14 protein-coding genes and 1 tRNA gene are annotated in these 17,370 nt (G+C 69.7%); 7 read left to right on the top strand and 8 right to left on the bottom strand.

What is annotated here, in order from left to right; translation table 11 throughout:
• On the top strand, positions 1-738 hold a 738-nt coding region (locus tag B4E30_RS10280; protein ID WP_286795218.1), incomplete at its 5' end, for an MFS transporter.
• An 18-nt stretch (positions 739-756) separates the two neighbouring features.
• Here B4E30_RS10280 and B4E30_RS10285 read toward each other — a convergent pair.
• Together B4E30_RS10285 and B4E30_RS10290 are read right to left on the bottom strand one after the other, a co-directional pair.
• Entirely contained in the window at positions 757-2,529 is a 1,773-nt protein-coding gene (locus B4E30_RS10285) for a BCCT family transporter (RefSeq protein ID WP_286795237.1), read from the bottom strand.
• A 183-nt stretch (positions 2,530-2,712) separates the two neighbouring features.
• Positions 2,713-3,306, bottom strand: a complete 594-nt coding sequence (locus B4E30_RS10290) for a MarR family winged helix-turn-helix transcriptional regulator (protein ID WP_286795219.1) — start codon at positions 3,304-3,306, stop codon at positions 2,713-2,715.
• A gap of 91 nt (positions 3,307-3,397) precedes the next feature.
• Between B4E30_RS10290 and B4E30_RS10295 the strand changes: the two genes are divergently transcribed.
• The 3 genes from B4E30_RS10295 (at position 3,398) to B4E30_RS10305 (ending at position 7,671) form a co-directional block, all read left to right on the top strand.
• Entirely contained in the window at positions 3,398-4,015 is a 618-nt protein-coding gene (locus tag B4E30_RS10295) for a MarR family winged helix-turn-helix transcriptional regulator (protein ID WP_286795221.1), read from the top strand.
• Positions 4,016-4,300: 285 nt separating this feature from the next.
• Positions 4,301-5,347, top strand: coding sequence for a LacI family DNA-binding transcriptional regulator (locus tag B4E30_RS10300; protein ID WP_286795222.1), 1,047 nt, complete (start codon positions 4,301-4,303; stop codon positions 5,345-5,347).
• Entirely contained in the window at positions 5,305-7,671 is a 2,367-nt protein-coding gene (locus B4E30_RS10305) for an alpha-galactosidase (RefSeq protein ID WP_286795224.1), read from the top strand. Before B4E30_RS10300 ends, B4E30_RS10305 begins: the two co-directional genes overlap by 43 nt.
• Positions 7,672-7,783: 112 nt before the next feature.
• On the opposite strand, the gene dcd is transcribed toward B4E30_RS10305, so the two are convergent.
• On the bottom strand, positions 7,784-8,389 hold the full coding sequence (gene dcd / locus B4E30_RS10310) for a dCTP deaminase (protein WP_286795225.1): 606 nt from the start codon (positions 8,387-8,389) through the stop codon (positions 7,784-7,786).
• 79 nt (positions 8,390-8,468) lie between these two features.
• Here dcd and B4E30_RS10315 point away from each other — a divergent pair.
• A tRNA-Gly gene (locus B4E30_RS10315) sits at positions 8,469-8,542 on the top strand.
• 107 nt (positions 8,543-8,649) lie between these two features.
• Here B4E30_RS10315 and B4E30_RS10320 read toward each other — a convergent pair.
• From B4E30_RS10320 to B4E30_RS10330, 3 genes are all read right to left on the bottom strand, one after another.
• Positions 8,650-10,062 carry an HNH endonuclease signature motif containing protein gene (locus B4E30_RS10320; protein WP_286795239.1) on the bottom strand — a complete coding sequence of 471 codons (1,413 nt, stop codon included), beginning with the start codon at positions 10,060-10,062 and terminating at the stop codon, positions 8,650-8,652.
• A gap of 140 nt (positions 10,063-10,202) precedes the next feature.
• Entirely contained in the window at positions 10,203-12,620 is a 2,418-nt protein-coding gene (gene ppsA, locus B4E30_RS10325; RefSeq protein WP_286795226.1) for a phosphoenolpyruvate synthase, read from the bottom strand.
• On the bottom strand, positions 12,617-13,510 hold the full coding sequence (locus tag B4E30_RS10330) for a pyruvate, water dikinase regulatory protein (protein WP_286795228.1): 894 nt from the start codon (positions 13,508-13,510) through the stop codon (positions 12,617-12,619). Before B4E30_RS10330 ends, ppsA begins: the two co-directional genes overlap by 4 nt.
• A 148-nt stretch (positions 13,511-13,658) precedes the next feature.
• Between B4E30_RS10330 and B4E30_RS10335 the strand changes: the two genes are divergently transcribed.
• Entirely contained in the window at positions 13,659-14,885 is a 1,227-nt protein-coding gene (locus B4E30_RS10335) for a glycosyltransferase (protein WP_286795230.1), read from the top strand.
• A 41-nt stretch (positions 14,886-14,926) separates the two neighbouring features.
• On the opposite strand, the gene B4E30_RS10340 is transcribed toward B4E30_RS10335, so the two are convergent.
• Positions 14,927-15,877 (bottom strand): EamA family transporter, encoded by a 951-nt coding sequence (locus tag B4E30_RS10340; RefSeq protein ID WP_286795231.1) that lies wholly within the window; start codon positions 15,875-15,877, stop codon positions 14,927-14,929.
• A gap of 7 nt (positions 15,878-15,884) precedes the next feature.
• Positions 15,885-17,153, bottom strand: coding sequence for a serine hydrolase domain-containing protein (locus tag B4E30_RS10345; RefSeq protein WP_286795233.1), 1,269 nt, complete (start codon positions 17,151-17,153; stop codon positions 15,885-15,887).
• A gap of 98 nt (positions 17,154-17,251) precedes the next feature.
• Here B4E30_RS10345 and B4E30_RS10350 point away from each other — a divergent pair.
• Positions 17,252-17,370 (top strand): DUF2470 domain-containing protein (locus B4E30_RS10350; protein WP_286795242.1); only part of this gene is annotated, 119 nt, incomplete at its 3' end.

Genomic DNA, 17,370 nt, shown 5'->3' on the forward strand with positions numbered 1-17,370 from the left:
GACGGGCTCAACATCCGCGTCGCGATCGTCGCCTCGGCGGTGTGGTTCGGCATCTTCGCGATCCCCGTGCTGCTGCGCGTTCCCGAGATCCCGGCGGCCGAGCGGCGGGTGCGCGTGGGCTTCTTCCGCTCCTACGCGGTGCTCTGGGGCACCCTCACCAAGCTCTGGCACGGCAACCGGCAGGTGCTGATGTTCCTGCTGGCCAGCGCCGTGTTCCGCGACGGTCTCGCGGGCGTCTTCACCTTCGGCGCGATCATCGCCGCCCAGGTGTTCCGGTTCTCCTCCAGCGAGGTGCTCTACTTCGCCGTGGCCGCCAACGTCGTCGCCGGCGCATCCACGATCCTCGCCGGGCGCCTCGACGACCGCTTCGGACCGAAGAACGTCATCATGGCCTCGCTCATCGGCCTCGTCGCGACGGGGACGGTGGTGCTCTTCATCGGCACCGCGCAGATCGGCTTCTGGATCGCCGGCCTCATCCTCACCGCCTTCGTCGGGCCGGTGCAGTCGGCGAGCCGGTCGTTCCTCGCCCGCATCACGCCGCCGGGGCGCGAGGGCGAGATCTTCGGCCTCTACGCCACCACCGGCCGCGCCGTGTCGTTCATGGCGCCGGGCCTGTTCGCCCTCTTCGTCGCGATCTCGGGCGACACCCGACTGGGCATCCTCGGCATCACCATCGTGCTGCTCGCCGGACTCGCCCTCATGATCCCGGTGAAGGCGAAGCAGGCCGTCATCGACTGACGACGGCCTGCTCCTCGATCACTCGGGCGGATACGCTCCGACGTCCTTGCGAGACGCCTCGATCTGGGTGACCGACGGATCGACGCGCTCCGCCGGCGAGGCTCCCGAGCCACGGCCGGTGCCCGCGCCGTTACCGTCACCGCTGTCGGAGCGCCGATGCATCCACTTCGGCAGGCGCGGCCACCGCACGCCGCGCTGGTCGGGCTCCTCGACCTCGAGGCCGTAGTAGTCGCCGATGCGCTCGACGAAGGCGGCGCGCTGCGCGTGGTCGTAGGCGCGGCGTTCGCGTTGGAACGCCACGATGGTCGACCAGCAGATCAGCAGCATCACGACACTGAACGGCAGGGCGATCGTGATCGCCGCCGTCTGCAGGGCGGTGAGTCCGCCGGTGAGCAGCAGCGCGATCGCGAGCAGCGCGGTCACGAGCGTGAAGAAGGTGCGGATCCACTTCGCCGGCTCCTGATTGCCGCCGGTGGCGATCATCCCCATCACGAGCGCCCCGGAATCGGACGACGTGATGAAGAACACGGCCACGAGCACCATCACGCCGATCGTGAGCAGCGTCGTTCCCGGGAAGTAGTCCAGGAGCTGGAAGATCGCCCCCTCGATGTTCACCGAGCCGTCGGCCGTCGTCATCGATCCCGGCTGGTCGAGCTCGAGGTAGAGGGCCGATCCGCCCAGCACCGCGAACCACAGGATGCCGAGCAGGGTCGGCACGCCGATCACGCCGAGCACGAACTGACGCACGGTGCGCCCGCGGGAGATGCGGGCGATGAAGATGCCGACGAAGGGCGCCCACGAGATCCACCAGCCCCAGTAGAACGAGGTCCACGACGACTGCCAGTCCTCACCGGCCGTGCCCTGGAAGGCACTCACCGTGAAGGAGAGGCCGACGAAGTTCTGGATGTAGGAGCCGATCGACTGCACCCACTCGCGCAGCAGGTACTCCGTCTGCCCGAAGATCAGGATGTAGAGCAGCAACAGCCCGGCGAGGATCAGGTTCGTCGAGGACAGCCACTTCATGCCGCGGGTGACGCCGGACAGGACCGACGCGAGCACGCACACCGTGATGACGCCGATGATGATCACCTGCAGGCCCGCGGAGGGCTCGGCGATGCCGGCGGCGTCGAGACCCGCGCTGATCTGCAGCACGCCGAGGCCGAGCGAGGTCGCCACGCCGAAGAGCGTTCCGGCGAGCGCGACGACGTCGATCGCATGACCCCAGGGTCCTTCGACGCGCTTGCGGCCGAGGACGGGTTCGAGTGTCCAGCGGATCGAGATCGGCCGGCCGCGCCGGTGGATGGCGTAGGCGAGGCTGAGCCCGACGATGACGTAGATCGACCAGGCCGTGACCCCCCAGTGGAGGTATGTCTGGGTGAGCGCCGCCTGCGCGAGCTGCGGCGGCTCGCCGGTCACGCCGGGTCGCGGCGAGACGAAATGGCTGAGCGGCTCGCTGACGCCGTAGAAGACCAGGCCGATGCCCATGCCCGCGGCGAACAGCAGGGAGAACCAGGCGCCGAGGGAGAACTCGGGCTCGTCGTTGTCGCGGCCGAGCTTGATGTCGCCGAAGCGGGAGAACCCGAAGACCACGGCGATGGCCACGAAGATCGCGGCGATCAGCACGTAGTACCAGCTGAAGCCGTTGACGATGGAGTTCTGCAGGCCCAGGAAGAGCTCTTCGGCCGCGCCGGGGGCGATGATCGCGAAGGCGCTGAAGGCGATCACGACGCCTGCGGCGGGCCAGAAGACCCACGGCTGCACTCCCTTCCCGGCGGCGAGGGTGCTGGTCACATCCGCCTCGGCGGGCTTCACGTCGAGGAGGTTTTCGGTCTCTTCGGTCGGAGAGGAGGTCGGGTCGTCGGGCGCGGGGTCGTCAGGCGCCGTGTCGGCGCGCGTCTGGTTCTCGCTCACCGCTCCACGGTATCGACGCCCGCCGGAGGACCGAAGGTCATGGTGGTGTGCCGCGGCCGGCGGCTATGCTCGAGGGTTCTCGCCGGGCGCCGGCCCGGGCCACGCGTCGGCGAGCTTGCCGAGCAGGCGCGCGAGTTCCACGCGCTCGGCGTCGCTGAAGCCCGCCAGGGCGGTGCGCACCGCATCCGTCCGCTCGCCCCGGAAGCTCCGCGCGATCGCCGCGCCCTCCTCGGTCAGGGCGATGCGCGTGCGACGCGCGTCGTCGGGATGCGCCTCACGGCGCACCATCCCCTCCTGCACCCCCTGCTGCACCAGTCGCGAAGCACGGGGCTGGTCGACACCGATCCTCTCGGCGAGCTCGCTCACGCCCAGCGGTTCCGGCGAGCTCGCGAGCACGTCGAGCATTCGCACCCGCGCCGGACCGCCGAATCGACCGGGGCCGGCGAGCGGGTGCGAACCCGGCCACTCCGGGCGCCCCCGCTCGCCGACGCCCGGCTTGCCGTGCGCACCGTGCTTGCCGTGCGACCCGGGCGTGCCGTGCCTGCCGTGAGGATGGCGACCGCCCTCCCACGGCGGTCGGGAGAAGCGCCGCCCCCGCAGGCGAGCGAGCGCGGCGGCGATCGAGGCGGCGGGGTCGTCGGCCCGAGGATCGGTCATGGTTCGAATTTACATGTCGCTTGACATGTTCTGCACAAACATGTCACTATGCATGCAGTTGTTACATGACATATATCTGAGGAGAACTTCCATGAATACCCCCGAAACACCCGCACCCCGCCCGCTCGGCTTCTGGCTGCGCGCACTGGATGCTTCACTCTCGCGCGAGATCGACGGACGCCTTGCGGCTGAAGGCGTCACACGACGCGACTGGATGCTGCTGAACGTCATCGACGGATCCGTCGATGCCCCCTGGCCCTCGCGCCCGGACCGTGACCTTGGCCGCGGACGCGGTCCTGGCCGCGGACGCGGACGCCACCTGCGCTACCTCGCCGACCGCGGCTGGGTGGAGGAGGCCGGAGACGGCAGCCTGTCGCTCACCGACGCCGGTCGCGAGGCGAAGCAGCGTCTGGCGGGCATCATCGACGGGGTGCGTTCGCGCCTGGTCGAGACCGTCGGCGAGCAGGACTACGACACGACGGTGCGCAGCCTCGAGGCCCTCACCCGCTCGCTCGGCGGCGCCGACGACGACGCGTTCGACTTCGGGCGAGCCCGCTTCGGTCGCGGGCACGGCTTCGGCCGCGGGCACGGCGACGGGCACGGTCGCGGCCGCGGATTCCGTGACGGCTGGGGCGGCAACCGCCACCACGGCTTCGGTCCGCGCCACCCCGGCTACGGCCCCCGCCCGGACCGCGCCCCCACCGCCTGACGTCACCCGGCCGCCGGCCCGCCGCATCCACCCCACCGCCTGACGGCATCCCGGCCGCCGGCCCCACTGTCTGACCGCATCCCGGGCGCCTGTTTCAAACCCTCCCCGCCGACCCCGCCGACCCCGCCGATGTCGGAGAATCGCGCCAATGTCGGAGGATTCGCCCGAAATCGTCCGACATCGAACTGAATCTCCGACATCGGTGGGGCGCGAGGCGCCTCCCGCGCCGATCTACCCGGGTAGACTCACGTTTGCCGAGGGATTCAGGGCGAGGGAGAGCGACGGATGGGGCGGGATGAGGCGCGCAGCCGCCGGGTGACCCGGGCCGACGTCGCGCGTGCGGCGGGCGTGAGTACGGCCGTTGTGAGCTACGTCATGAACGGCGGCCCGCGTCCCGTTGCGCCCGAGACGGCGGCCCGCGTGCGCGCGGCGATGGATGACCTGGGCTACCGCCCGAACCACGCGGCACGCACCCTCAATCTCGGCACGACCCGCACCATCGGCGTCGTGCTGCAGGACACGCTCAACCCCTACTTCGCCGAATTGGCCGGTGAGATCGACCGCGCCGCCCGCGAACGCGGATTCGGCGTGCTCACCGCCGAGTCGCATGGCGATCGCGACGCCGAACGCCGCCTGCTCTCGGAGTTGTCCGACCGTCAGGTCGACGCCCTGCTGCTCGCGAGCTCGGGGCCTCCCACCACCGAACCCGCCGTTGCCGCCCCGCGGGATCCCACCACCGTGCTGCTCGACTGCGCCGGTCCGGTCGCCGGTCATCACACGATCGGTCCGGATGCCGCCTCCGGCGCCCGCGCCGCCGTCGCCCATCTCGCAGAGGTGCACGGCCGCCGGCGCATCGGCATGATCATCGGCCCCGACGGCCTCGCCAGCCCCGATCCGCGCCTCGCCGGATGGCGCAGCGAGACCGACGCGCGCGGCGTCGCGCGGGGTGCCCTCGCGGTCGACGACTGGAGCAACGCGGGCGGATACCGTGCTGCTCGACGCCTCCTCGACACCGGAGCACTGCCCGACGCGCTCTTCGTCGGCTCCGATGCGCAGGCGATCGGCGTGCTCCGCGCCCTCCTCGAGGCCGGCATCGACATCCCGCGCGCGTGTCCGGTCGTGAGCTTCGACGGCACGGGCGCCGGCGACTTCACGTGGCCGGCGCTCACCTCAGCACGTCAGCCCGTGCGCGAGATGGCCGATCTCGCGCTCGCGCTGGTCGCGCATCCTGACCCCGACCCGCGCCATCACGCGTTTCCCGTCGACCTCGTCGTGCGGGAATCGTGCGGATGCCCCCTCACACCCCCGATCGCAGCACCGACCGATTCCTGACGCGAAAGGCCTCCGTGACCTCCTCCTCCCCCGCCTCCGCGCGCCGCACCGTGTCGCTGCGCGCCGCCGGCGTCGCCCTCGTGCTCGACCTCTCCGGCGACCTGCTCCCGGCGATCGCGCACTGGGGCGCCGACCCCGGACAGCTGAACGAGCCGGAGGCGTTCGCGCTCATCGACGCCGGCGTGAACCCCGTCGGCCTCAACCAGGTGGACGAGCCGGTGCGCGTCGCGATCCTTCCCGAAGGGTCGAGCGGATGGCCCGGCCGTCCCGGCGTGTCCGGTTCGCGCGGCGGCACGGCGTGGTCGCCGCGATTCCGGGTGACCGAGCGCACGCTCGGAGGCGTCGCGGTGGGTGACGGCTACACCGAGTCCGGGCCGGGGGAGCTCGTCGTGCGCGCCGAAGACGCCCGAGCCGGCCTCGCGCTGACGCTCCGCGTTGAACTGCTGCCCAGCGGACTCGTGCGCACACGCGCGGAGCTGACCAACCTCGGCGCCGACGGCTACGCGCTCGATGCGCTCACGCCCGCCCTGCCGATCCCGCCCATCGCCGGCGAGGTGCTCGACTTCGCCGGCCGCTGGGCGCGTGAGCGCACGCCGCAGCGCACGGACCTCGGCGTCGGCATCCACCTGCGCGAGAACCGCCGAGGGCGCACCGGCGCCGATTCGGCTTATCTGCTGCACGCCGGGGTTCCCGGGTTCGACTTCGCGTCGGGAGAGGTGTGGGCGGTGCACGCGGCGTGGAGCGGCAACCACGTGCACTACGCCGAGCGGCTCTTCAGCGGCGAGCAGATGCTCGGGGGCGGCGAACTGCTGCTGCCCGGCGAGATCGTCCTCGACGCGGGCGCCTCTTACACGTCGCCGTGGCTCTATGGCTCCTACGGCGACGGGCTCGACGAACTCGCGGCGCGTTTCCATCGGCATCTGCGGTCTCGTCCGCAGCATCCGTCGTCGCCGCGCCCGGTCACCCTCAACGTGTGGGAGGCGGTCTACTTCGACCACTCCCTGCCGGGTCTCATCGATCTCGCCGACCGGGCAGCGGAGATCGGGGTGGAGCGCTACGTGCTCGACGACGGCTGGTTCGGATCCCGCCGCGACGACACCTCCGGTCTCGGCGACTGGCAGGTGTCTGCGGATGTCTGGCCCGACGGGCTCGGGCCCCTGGTCGACCACGTGACCGGACTCGGCATGCAGTTCGGACTGTGGTTCGAGCCCGAGATGGTGAACCTCGACTCCGACGTCGCCCGGGCGCATCCGGAATGGATCATGAGCGCCGATCCCGACCGGCTGCCGGTTCCGAGCCGCCACCAGCAGGTGCTGAACCTGGCGATCCCGGCCTGCTACGACCACATCCGGTATGCGATGGTCGCGATTCTGCGCGAGTACGACATCTCGTACATCAAGTGGGACCACAACCGCGACCTCGTCGAAGCGGCCGACCGCACCGACGGCCGACCGGTCGTGCACGCCCAGACGCTCGCCTTCTACCGGCTCGTCGACGAGTTGAAGGCGACCTTCCCGGGCCTCGAGATCGAGTCGTGCTCCTCGGGTGGCGGGCGCATCGATCTCGAGGTGATCGAGCGCACCGACCGCGTGTGGACATCGGACTGCATCGACCCGCACGAGCGCCAGCTCATGCACCGCTGGACCCAGCAGCTGCTGCCGCCGGAGCTGATGGGCGCGCACATCGCGTCGGGCATCTCGCATACGACCGGACGGGGCCACTCGCTGGAGTACCGCGCGTCGACCGCGCTGTTCGGTCACCTGGGCATCGAGTGGGATCTGCGCGACGCCGCGGCGGCGGAGTTCGCGCAGCTCACAGCCTGGGTGGCGTTCTACAAGCAGTGGCGTGACCTGCTGCACACCGGCACGATCGTCCGTCTCGACACGGGTGACGAGACCCTGTTCGGTCACGGCGTGGTCGACGCGGACCGTTCCCGCGCGCTGTTCGCGATCACCTCGGTCGAGCGGTCGATGACGAGCATGTACGGGCGCGTGCGCCTGCGCGGGCTCGATCCGGATCGTCGTTACCGGGTGCGACCGGTACTGCCGGCGGGAAGTCTCGGTGGGATGCTGCCGCCACCGTGGTGGGGTGGCGGCGCGGGTGACATGGCCGCGCACTCCGCGGTCACCGCTGACGATGTCGCTGCGAGCGTGGGTGCCGTCTTCACCGGCGGGACCCTCGAGCGGGTCGGCCTCACGCATCCGGCGGTGTTCCCCGACACGACCGTGCTGTACGACGTCGAGGCGATCGACTCGGGCGGCCCGTTGACGGGGCGTCCCGCGGTCGCCGCTGTGCCCCCCGACGACGCAGCGACCGCGGGGTAAACCCCGGGTGTCGGTGTTCGTGAAGGCGACGACTCCGTTGCCTCCGACTGCCGACGCGACTCAGGTTAGAGGATTCTCATCCCAAGGGGAAGGGGTGCAGCGAAGCGGATTCTCAGCGCCCCGCCGAGCCCGCATCGGTGACGCCGACGTCGGAGCGGTGGAAGTTCTGGAACGAGCGCGAGGCGGTCGGTCCGCGCTGCCCCTGGTAGCGGTTGGCGTAGGGGCCGGAGCCGTAGGGGTTCTCGGTCGGCGACGAGAGCCGGAAGAAGCACAGCTGCCCGATCTTCATGCCCGGCCACAGCTTGATCGGCAGGGTCGCGACGTTGGACAGTTCGAGGGTCACGTGGCCCGAGAATCCCGGGTCGATGAATCCAGCCGTCGAGTGGGTGAGGAGTCCCAGGCGGCCGAGCGAAGACTTGCCCTCCAGGCGAGCTGCGACATCGTCGGGCAGGCTGACCTGCTCGAACGTCGACCCGAGCGCGAACTCTCCCGGATGCAGGATGAACGGCTCGTCCGGCGCGACCTCGATCAGGTGCGTGAGGTCGGGCTGGTCTTCGGCGGGATCGATGAACGGGTATTTATGGTTGTCGAACAGCCGGAAGTACCGGTCCAGGCGAACGTCGACGCTGGAGGGCTGCACCATCCGCGCATCCCAGGGGGCGATTCCGATGCGTTCGGCGTGGACTTCTGCGCGGATATCGCGATCGGAGAGCAGCACGGCATCAGCCTAGCGATCCGCGTGCGAGCGTTCGACGCCGACCTTGTTATGCTGTCGGATGCTGCGGTTTTCCGCTCTCGGGGATGTAGTTCAATGGTAGAACTTCTGCTTCCCAAGCAGACAGCGCGGGTTCGATTCCCGTCATCCCCTCCACAGCCCTCACGTGCCACCGACGGTGGTGCGGGAGGGCTTTCGTGCGGATGCCGTCAGCATCGATCCGCCTGCGGGCGTCCTGATCCGCCCAAGGCACAGCGGGTTGTCTAGAAAGGCGCTGGGCAGACTTCTGGCTCGGGTGGATCCGCGTCTCCGGGTTTGCTGTCCAGGTCGGGCATGAACATGACCCGTGGTGGTGGGTCGTCGTCGTATTCCAGGCCTGATGGTGCGGTGAAGTGGAGTCTCCCGCCGGGCATTTGGACGACGGTCCATCCGGCTGCTTGTTTCAGCGCGTGGTGGCTTTCGCAGAACGCGCCCATATTCTCGATGTCAGTTTTGCCGCCGAGTGCCCAGTCTTCGCGGTGGTCGATGTCGCATTCGGTGGCCGGTCTGCGGCATCCGGGGAACCGGCACCGGATATCCCGCGCCACCAGATACCGCTTCTGCGCCGGCGTCGCGAACCGCCGATCCACGGCAAGGACGACACCGGTGATGGGGTCGAGGAAGACCCGGTCGAACCCGGGGGCGTTCCCGGCGAGGATCTTCGCCGTCTCCGGATCCACCGCGCACTTCCCGTTCAGCTGCGCCCCACCCAGGGTGGTTCCCGCGAGTGTGGTGGCCGGGACGGTCACCTGCACGTGCCCACGGATCGCACCCAACCCACCCTCGACCCCGGTCGGGTCGACGGAGGGGGAGGCGGTGAGCATCATGTCCAGCAACAGGTCGGTGCGGATCTGGTCCAGCGTGCGCTCATCGAACCACACACCCGGCGCCACCTCGGTGCCACCCGTCCCCACGTAGGCACCGCCTACCTCTGACGGCGCACCGTCGCCCGTCCGCGTCTCGGTGGTGTTGCGGCGTGCGGCACGGTCGGCGGCTTTGATCGTCTTCCCCTGCCGGGTGAGCCGGTCATAGACCCCGTGGACCTCCACGGATGGTCCGATCGTGCCGAGCATCGACATCCCATCCCGGAGGTCCTCCACCCAGATGCGTCGATCGAGCACGGCGTCGTCGTGACGTTCCTGCATGCTCTTCGGGTTGAGGTTCTCCGCGACCTGCTCCGCATACGACCGCACCCTCGCCGGGGAGGTCGTCTCGGCATAGTCGAGCACATCCCGCTCATACGACTCCCGAGCGCCCGGGTCGGCAAGCTCCGCACCGGTGTCGACGATCACCTTCACGTGGGCTCGGGACACCCGGCCCGCCTGCCACGACTCCCACGCCGCGGGGAACTGCGTCACGGTGCGGTGCGCTTCGAACAGGCGGGTCTGCATCGTGCGGTCACTGACCCGCTTCGCCACCGCGAGTTCGGCGGCCATCGCCCGCAACGGCACCTCCCGCTCCCGCGTCGACGCATCCCGCAACCGCGCCGTCTGCTCCTGGGCGAGGGCATACGCGTCGGCATACAACCGCTCACGCTCCGCCTGAATCCGAGCCTCCGCCGCATCGAACGCCGCGATCTCAGCAACCAGCTCACGCGTGCGAACCCGGTCCGCCCCACCCTGCTGGTCGATCGCCATCACAGCCCCCGCTCGATCTCCGACTACTTAGAGCGTAGGACATACCTCCGACACTGCTACGTGGCGGAGGGACTTCTGTGGATAACACCTTCATACACAGCTACGAGCTACGGAAATGCGCAGCGCGCTCGGCGCCGGGGCTACGACTGGTGCTCGTAGGCCAGCGCAGGCGCTTCGACCCCGAGGCTCTCGTTCGCCGCGAGCGCGAGCCAGGTCTCGACGACCGTGTCGGGGTTGAGCGAGAGCGACTGGATGCCGCGGGCGACGAGCCACTGCGCGAAGTCCGGGTGATCGCTCGGCCCCTGTCCGCAGATGCCGACGTACTTGCCCTGTCGCCGACACGCGTCGATGGCCATGCCGAGCAGGTGCAGCACGGCGGGATCGCGCTCGTCGAAGGCTGATGCCATGAGCGACGAGTCGCGGTCCAGCCCCAGGGTCAGCTGTGTCATGTCGTTGGAGCCGATCGAGAACCCGTCGAAGTGCTCGAGGAACTGCTCTGTGAGCACGGCGTTGGCGGGCAGTTCGCACATCATGACGACGCGAAGCCCGTTCTCGCCGCGGCGCAGGTCGTTCTGCGCGAGCAGGTCGACGACGGCCTTCGCCTCGCCCACCGTCCGCACGAACGGCACCATGATCTGCACGTTGGTCAGTCCCATGTCGTCGCGCACCCGGCGCAGGGCCTCGCACTCCATGTCGAAGCACGCACGGAAATCCGGGGAGACATAGCGGGCGGCGCCGCGGTAGCCGAGCATCGGATTCTCCTCGTCGGGCTCGTAGAGCGACCCGCCGATGAGGTTGGCGTACTCGTTCGACTTGAAGTCCGACAGGCGCACGATCACCGGCTCCGGTGCGAAGGCAGCGGCGATCATGGACACCCCCTCGGCCACGCGCTGGATGAAGTACTCCTCGGCCGACGGATACGCGGCCGTGCGCTCGCGGATGTCCTCGGCGAGCGCACCGTCGAGCCGGTCGAGTTCCAGCAGGGCACGGGGGTGGATGCCGATCTGACGGTTGATGATGAACTCCAGCCGCGCCAGACCCACCCCCGCGTGCGGCAGACGCGAGAAGGCGAACGCCTGGTCGGGGGTGCCGACGTTCATCATCACCTTGACGGGGGCCTCCGGCATCCGATCGAGCTCGGTCTGCTCCTCGGCGAACTGCAGGAGCCCGTCGTACACGAGACCGTCGTCACCCTCGGCGCACGAGACGGTCACCTCCTGACCGTCTTTCAAGGCGTGGGTGGCCACGCCGGTGCCGACGACGGCGGGGATGCCGAGCTCGCGGGCGATGATCGCGGCATGGCAGGTGCGTCCGCCGCGGTCGGTGATGATCGCCGAGGCGCGCTTCATGATCGGCTCCCAGTCGGGATCGGTCATGTCGGCCACCAGCACGTCGCCGTGGGCGAAGTCGTGCATCTGATCGATCGAGGTGAGCACCCGCACGCGGCCGGAGCCGATACGCTGCCCGATCGCGCGCCCCTCGACGAGCACCGCACTTCGCTCGGCGAGCACGAAGCGGCTCAGCACGTTCGCGGACTTCCGCGACACGACGGTCTCGGGGCGCGCCTGCAGCACGTAGATCTGCCCGTCGTTGCCGTCTTTGCCCCACTCGATGTCCATGGGGCGGCCGTAATGGGCCTCGATGACGAGGGCGATGCGGCCGAGCTCCTGCACCTCCACATCGGTGATCGAGAAACGCGAGCGGTCGGCGGCATCCACCTCGACGAAAGCCGTGCTGCCGTCGACGTGCTGCCCGTCCGCGTAGCGCATGGCGATCGCCTTCTCGCCGACGCTGCGCTTGAGGATCGCGGGACGGCCAGCGCGCAGGCCGGGCTTGTAGACGTAGAACTCATCGGGATTGACGGCGCCCTGCACGACCGCTTCGCCGAGACCGTAGGAGCTCGTGACGAACACCGCGTCATCGAAGCCCGACTCGGTGTCGAGGGTGAACATCACGCCCGAGGCACCGATGTCGGAGCGCGCCATGCGCTGCACCCCGGCCGAGAGGGCGACGTCGTGATGGTCGAAGCCGTGGTGCACGCGGTAGGCGATCGCTCGGTCGTTGTAGAGCGAGGCGAACACACGACGGATCGCGCTCAGGATGTTCTCGATGCCGCCGATGTTGAGGAACGTCTCCTGCTGACCGGCGAACGAGGCGTCGGGCAGGTCTTCGGCGGTGGCGCTGGAACGCACGGCCCACGTGACCGCCGTGGGGTCGGATTCACCCGCGACGAGGGCCGCGTAGGCCGAGCGGATGTCGGCTTCGAGGTCGGCGGGGAAGGGCTGCTCCTCTATCCAGGCACGAACTCGCGCGCCCAGGTGGGTGAGCGCCGCGACGTCGTCGACGTCGATGCCCTCGACGGCGGCGCGGATGCGAGCGTCGAGCTCGCCCTCGGCCAGAAACCGCTCGAAGGCGTCGGCGGTCGTGGCGAAGCCCGGGGGAACCCGGATGCCCGCGGATGCCAGGTGAGACACCATCTCGCCGAGCGACGCATTCTTGCCGCCCACCTGGGCGAGGTCGTTCATGCCGATCTCGTCGAAACGCAGGATATTGGTCATGGGCTGGGCCTTTCGTGGGGTCGGTCGCGCAGGTTCATGGACTGCAGGATCACGGCGGACATCTCCTCGACGCTGCGGGTCGCGGAGCTGAGGAACGGAAGGTGCGTGCGGCGATAGAGGTCTTCGGCCCGGCGGAGCTCGAGCGTGCACTGGGCGAGGCTCGCGTAGGTGGAGTGCGGGCGGCGCTCGTGGCGCACCTGGCTGAGGCGGAGCGGAGTGGTCGTCAGCCCGAAGCAGCGGTCTGCGTGCGGGGCGACGATGCGCGGCAGCCCGTCGGTCGGGAAGTCGTCGTCAGTGAGCGGATAGTTCGCCACCAGGAGCCCGTAGTGCAGGGCCAGATACATCGTCGTCGGGGTTTTCCCGCACCGCGAGGGCGCGACGATGATCACATCGGCGCTCGCCAGGTCGCGCCCACTCTGGCCGTCGTCGTGTTCGATGGCGTACTCAACGGCCCGCATGCGGCGGAAGTACTGCTCGAGGTCCCCGAGACCGTGGTACTGCCCGGAGCGCGTCTCGGCGGTGGCGCCCAGCTCGGCCTCGAGTTCGGTGAGGTGCCCCGCCAACAGGTCGATCACAACGGCGCCGGCCCCCGCGAGACGAGACCGGATGCCGGCATCCTTCACCGTCGCGAAGACGATCGGGGCACCGCCGGCTCCCGCGCAGCGCTGCAGGTGCCCGACCACCGCGTCGACCGCGGTGACGCTGCCGAGGAAGGGAACCGTGTGACGCTCGAAGCGCGCATCCGGGAAGTTGGCGAGCAGCGCACTGCCGAGGGTCTCGGCCGTGATGCCGGTGTTGTCCGACACGAAGAACACGGCTCGCACGGCAGCGTCGGATGCCGGACGCGGCGCTGTGGCAGACGCGAGGGACGCGTCAGGTGTCGGGGCCATGCTATGACGCTAAGGGCAAGATCCTGCGTCCTGACAGACGCAAGTTACAGAAGATCTGTGTTTCTTAACGCCCTGTCAAGTAGTCGTTCCACGTGCAAGGCCGCCATCGGCGGACCCGCAACGCACGAGCCGTCGCTAGAGTGGCGGCATGGCGACGGTGCTGTTCTGCCCGGTCACGTTCAACCTTGCTGAAACGACCCGCATGATTCAGGTCGCACGAGCCCTGGATCCTCGACACCACGCGGTCTTCCTGGGCTATGAACCCGACTTCGCCGACCTCATCCGTGACGCGGGGTTCGACTATCGCGCCTGCCGTCCCTCGTGGTCCCGGGAAGAGCACGACCAGGCCATCGCCTTCGACCAGGGGAGGGCGATCCGGAGCCCGTTCACCACCGAGCTGGTCAGCGCTCGCGTGACGATCGAGCGCCACCTCGTGCGCGAGACCGGGGCGAAGGCGATGGTGACGGGTTCGAATCTCACCTCCTTCATCTCGGCCCGCGCCGAGGGCATCCCGCTGTTCTACACGGTCCCGTACGCCCTCACCGATGCGCAGGTGTCGGCGGCCGTGCACATGGGCTTCGTCTCCGGGAAGGGCGCGATCGCCCGCGTCGCCGACCGAGTCGCGACAGCGGCGTTCCGGTGGATCTACACGTCCGCACCCCTGGCACCCCGCGCGTTCACCCGCGTCGCGAAGGCCAACTGCGTGCCTCCGCTGCGCACCGTCGGGTCGCTGCTGACCGCCGACCGGAACCTCCTGACCGAGATGCCGTGGGAACTGGAGGGGATCGACCTGCCCGACGGGTTCGAACGGGTCGGGCCGATCTTCGCGCACATCAACGCACCGATCCCCGCGGTGGTCGAAGAACTCGCCCGCGAAGACACCCCGCTCGTGTACCTGGCGCTCGGCAGCTCGGCCGACCGGCGCCTCGCGCTCACCCTCGCCCGCGCGCTCGGCACCCTCCCCGTCAACGTCGTCGCGCCCATCCGTCACTACCTTCGGCCCGACGACACCGTGCCCGAGAACATCCATGTCACCGATCTGCTGCCCGCTCACCGGTTGGGCGGGCTCGTCGACGCGGCCGTCATCCACGGTGGCCAGGGCACGGTGCAGACCGCCTGTGCCACCGGTGTGCCTTTCGTCGGGATGGGCCTGCAGCCCGAGCAGACGTGGCATGTGCGCTCGTGCGCGTCCCGCGGCAACGCGATCGCCCTGTCACCGAAGGACGCGGGCAAGCCGGCCTTCCTCGACGCCGTGCGGCACGTGCTCGCCGACCCGGGCATCCGTCTTGCGGCCGACGAGGTGCGCGAGGCCTACGAGGGCGCCGACGGTGCCGCCGCGACCGCGCGCCTCATCGAGGCGGCCCTCGACGCCTGAGTCGCCTTCCGCGGGAGACGCGGATCAGTGCGGCGCGATTCTCAGGCGAGCGGTTCCGTGAACGGCTCCTGCGCTGGGTCGGCGGGAGGATGAGGCCCTTCCGCGGCCGGCTCGCCGGCGGCGGCGTCCTCGTCCAGGTTCGCCTCCGGCCGCGGTGCGGTCTGCACCGCACCGATGCTCGCGACGATCACGAGCCCGATCCCGACGACCTCGAGCCAGGACAGAAGCTGCCCGAGGAGGAGGAACCCGGCGAGCGCCGCGGTGGCCGGCGCGAGGCTCATGAGGATCGCGAACGCCGCCGCGGGCAGACGGCGCAGCGCCACGAGCTCGAAGGCGTAGGGGATGGTCGACGACAGCAGTGCGACGGCGGCGCCGAGACCCAGTAGCTCCGGCCGCAGCAGCGCCTCGCCGGCCGATGCGATGCCGAACGGCAGCGCGATCACCGCCCCCGCGGTCATCGCCAGGGTCAGCCCCTCGAGCTTCGGGAATTCCCGCCCGACGCGCGCCGAGGCGAGGATGTAGAACGCCCAGCTCGCGGCGGCCCCGAGGGCGAAGAGCACGCCGATCGGATCGAGGCGCTCCCATCCGCCTCCGCCGAGCGCGACCACACCCATGAGGGCGATCGCCGCCCACAGCCACGCGGATGCGCGACGGCTCGCGATGATCGACAGCGTGAGCGGACCCAGCACCTCGATCGTGACCGTCACGCCGAGCGGCAGCCGCTCCAGCGCGAGATAGAACAGCCCGTTCATCACGGCGAGCACGACACCGAAGCCGACCACCGCCGCCCACCCGTCGCGCGTGTGTCCGCGCAGGGCCGGCCGGGCGATGATCCAGAGCAGCAGCGCGGAGAACACCAGCCGCAGCATCACCATGCCGAGGGGGCCGACCTCCGGGAACAGCAGCACCGCGAACGATGCGCCGATCTCCTGACAGGCGAGGCCGGTGACCACCAGCAGCACCGCGGGGGCGTTGCCGGTGCGCACGCTCACCGAGGCGTCAGCCTTCGGCGTCGGGTATCGGACAGATCGCGCGATCGGCGATCTGCGCGTGGAACTGCTCCGCCGTCCACGGCAGCCCCGCGGTCGGTGCCTCCTGGCCGGAAGCAGCGGGCGCCTTCGACGCGATCGCGGCGAGCTCCCACGCGAGGTATGCGGGGAACGCCACGCCGCCGGCGGAGTTGTTCAGCACGAGGGCGACGGTCAGGCCGGTGTCGGGATCGGAGAACGCCGCGGTCGAATAGCCGAGGGTCGTGCCGAACTGACCGATGAGCGAGCCGGTGATGCGGGCTCCCCCGGCCGTCGTCTGCCATGACGGGGCATCACCGTAGGCCGGCTTGGCGTCGTCGAAGCGCTCCGTGTCTTCGGGGAGCAGCGCACCCGTCGCGAGCGCCTGCGCGTAGCGGCCGAGGTCCTGAATCGAGCTGGTCACACCGGAATCGGTGAACCCGATGCTCGACGACGACTCCGTGTAGTCGGTCGGTTCGGCGCAGTTCAGACCCTCTTCACCCCGCAGCGACTGGTATCCGGGCAGCGGGTTCGCACCGGGCTCGGCGGGCGCCGCGCCCGGAAGCTCGGTGGAGGTCAGCTCGAGCGGCTCGGTGACGTACTCGGCGATGAGATCGGATGCCGACATGCGCGTCGCATTCTCCAGCGCCTGGCCGAGCAGAACGTAGCCGGCATCAGATTCCCGGAAGGTCGCGCCGGGCTCGGCATCACTGCGATCGGACAGCCCGAAGCTGGCGAGGAACGCAGGATCCCACTCGCGTCCGGGGAACTCGAGCCAATCGGCTTTCAGGTACGGCTCGTACGAACCGACACCCGACGTGCCGTCGCACAGCATCTCCAGGGTGACAGCCTCGAGATCGGGCACGCCGGTGACGTACTCGGTGACGCTGTCGTCGAGGGACACCGTGCCCTTCTCATCGAGCACGTACAGCACGTCGCACGTCATCGCGCGGGTCACCCGACTGGCGCGGAAGGTCATGTCCTCGGACACCGCGGCCCCGTCGGGGCCGGTCGTTCCGAGGCCCGCCACCCACGAGCCGCTCCACGGTGCCCAGACCCCGACGATCGCGCCGGTCGCACCCGATGCCGCCATCGCCTGCTCGGCCGCCGCCTGCAGCTCCTGCTGGATCTCGTCGGTGAACCCGCCCTCGACCTGCGCGGGAACGTCGATCTCGACGGTGGCGCCGCCCGAGCACGCCGAGGCGGTCAGGGCGACGGCGACGGCCATCGCCGTGACTCCCAGAATCCTGCGGCGCAACATGTTCTTCGGCTTCCCACCCCCGGTGACCTCTGAATTCAAACACACGCACGTAACGACTCGGTCACAGCACGGCGAGCATCCGCCCTACGCTATGCTCCGTGACTCACGTTTTCGATCCCGACGTCCAGACCGCGATCCTCCGCCACATGAACGGCGATCACACCGACGACAACCTGCTCATCACCCGCGCGTTCGCTCCCGAGCGCGACATCGCCGC

The organism is Microbacterium sp. UBA3394 (assembly GCF_002358725.1).
In the GTDB taxonomy this organism is placed as follows: domain Bacteria; phylum Actinomycetota; class Actinomycetes; order Actinomycetales; family Microbacteriaceae; genus Microbacterium; species Microbacterium luteum.

What these genes read in the sequence shown, in the direction of transcription:
- B4E30_RS10290 (WP_286795219.1), bottom strand. Translation starts at nt 3,306, where the DNA reads ATGACCGATCCTCGGGCCGACGACCCCGCCGCCTCGATCGCCGCCGCG.
- B4E30_RS10295 (WP_286795221.1), top strand. Translation starts at nt 3,398, where the DNA reads ATGAATACCCCCGAAACACCCGCACCCCGCCCGCTCGGCTTCTGGCTG.
- B4E30_RS10300 (WP_286795222.1), top strand. Translation starts at nt 4,301, where the DNA reads ATGGGGCGGGATGAGGCGCGCAGCCGCCGGGTGACCCGGGCCGACGTC.
- B4E30_RS10305 (WP_286795224.1), top strand. Translation starts at nt 5,305, where the DNA reads ATGCCCCCTCACACCCCCGATCGCAGCACCGACCGATTCCTGACGCGA.
- B4E30_RS10320 (WP_286795239.1), bottom strand. Translation starts at nt 10,062, where the DNA reads ATGGCGATCGACCAGCAGGGTGGGGCGGACCGGGTTCGCACGCGTGAG.
- ppsA (WP_286795226.1), bottom strand. Translation starts at nt 12,620, where the DNA reads ATGACCAATATCCTGCGTTTCGACGAGATCGGCATGAACGACCTCGCC.
- B4E30_RS10330 (WP_286795228.1), bottom strand. Translation starts at nt 13,510, where the DNA reads ATGGCCCCGACACCTGACGCGTCCCTCGCGTCTGCCACAGCGCCGCGT.
- B4E30_RS10335 (WP_286795230.1), top strand. Translation starts at nt 13,659, where the DNA reads ATGGCGACGGTGCTGTTCTGCCCGGTCACGTTCAACCTTGCTGAAACG.
- B4E30_RS10345 (WP_286795233.1), bottom strand. Translation starts at nt 17,153, where the DNA reads ATGTTGCGCCGCAGGATTCTGGGAGTCACGGCGATGGCCGTCGCCGTC.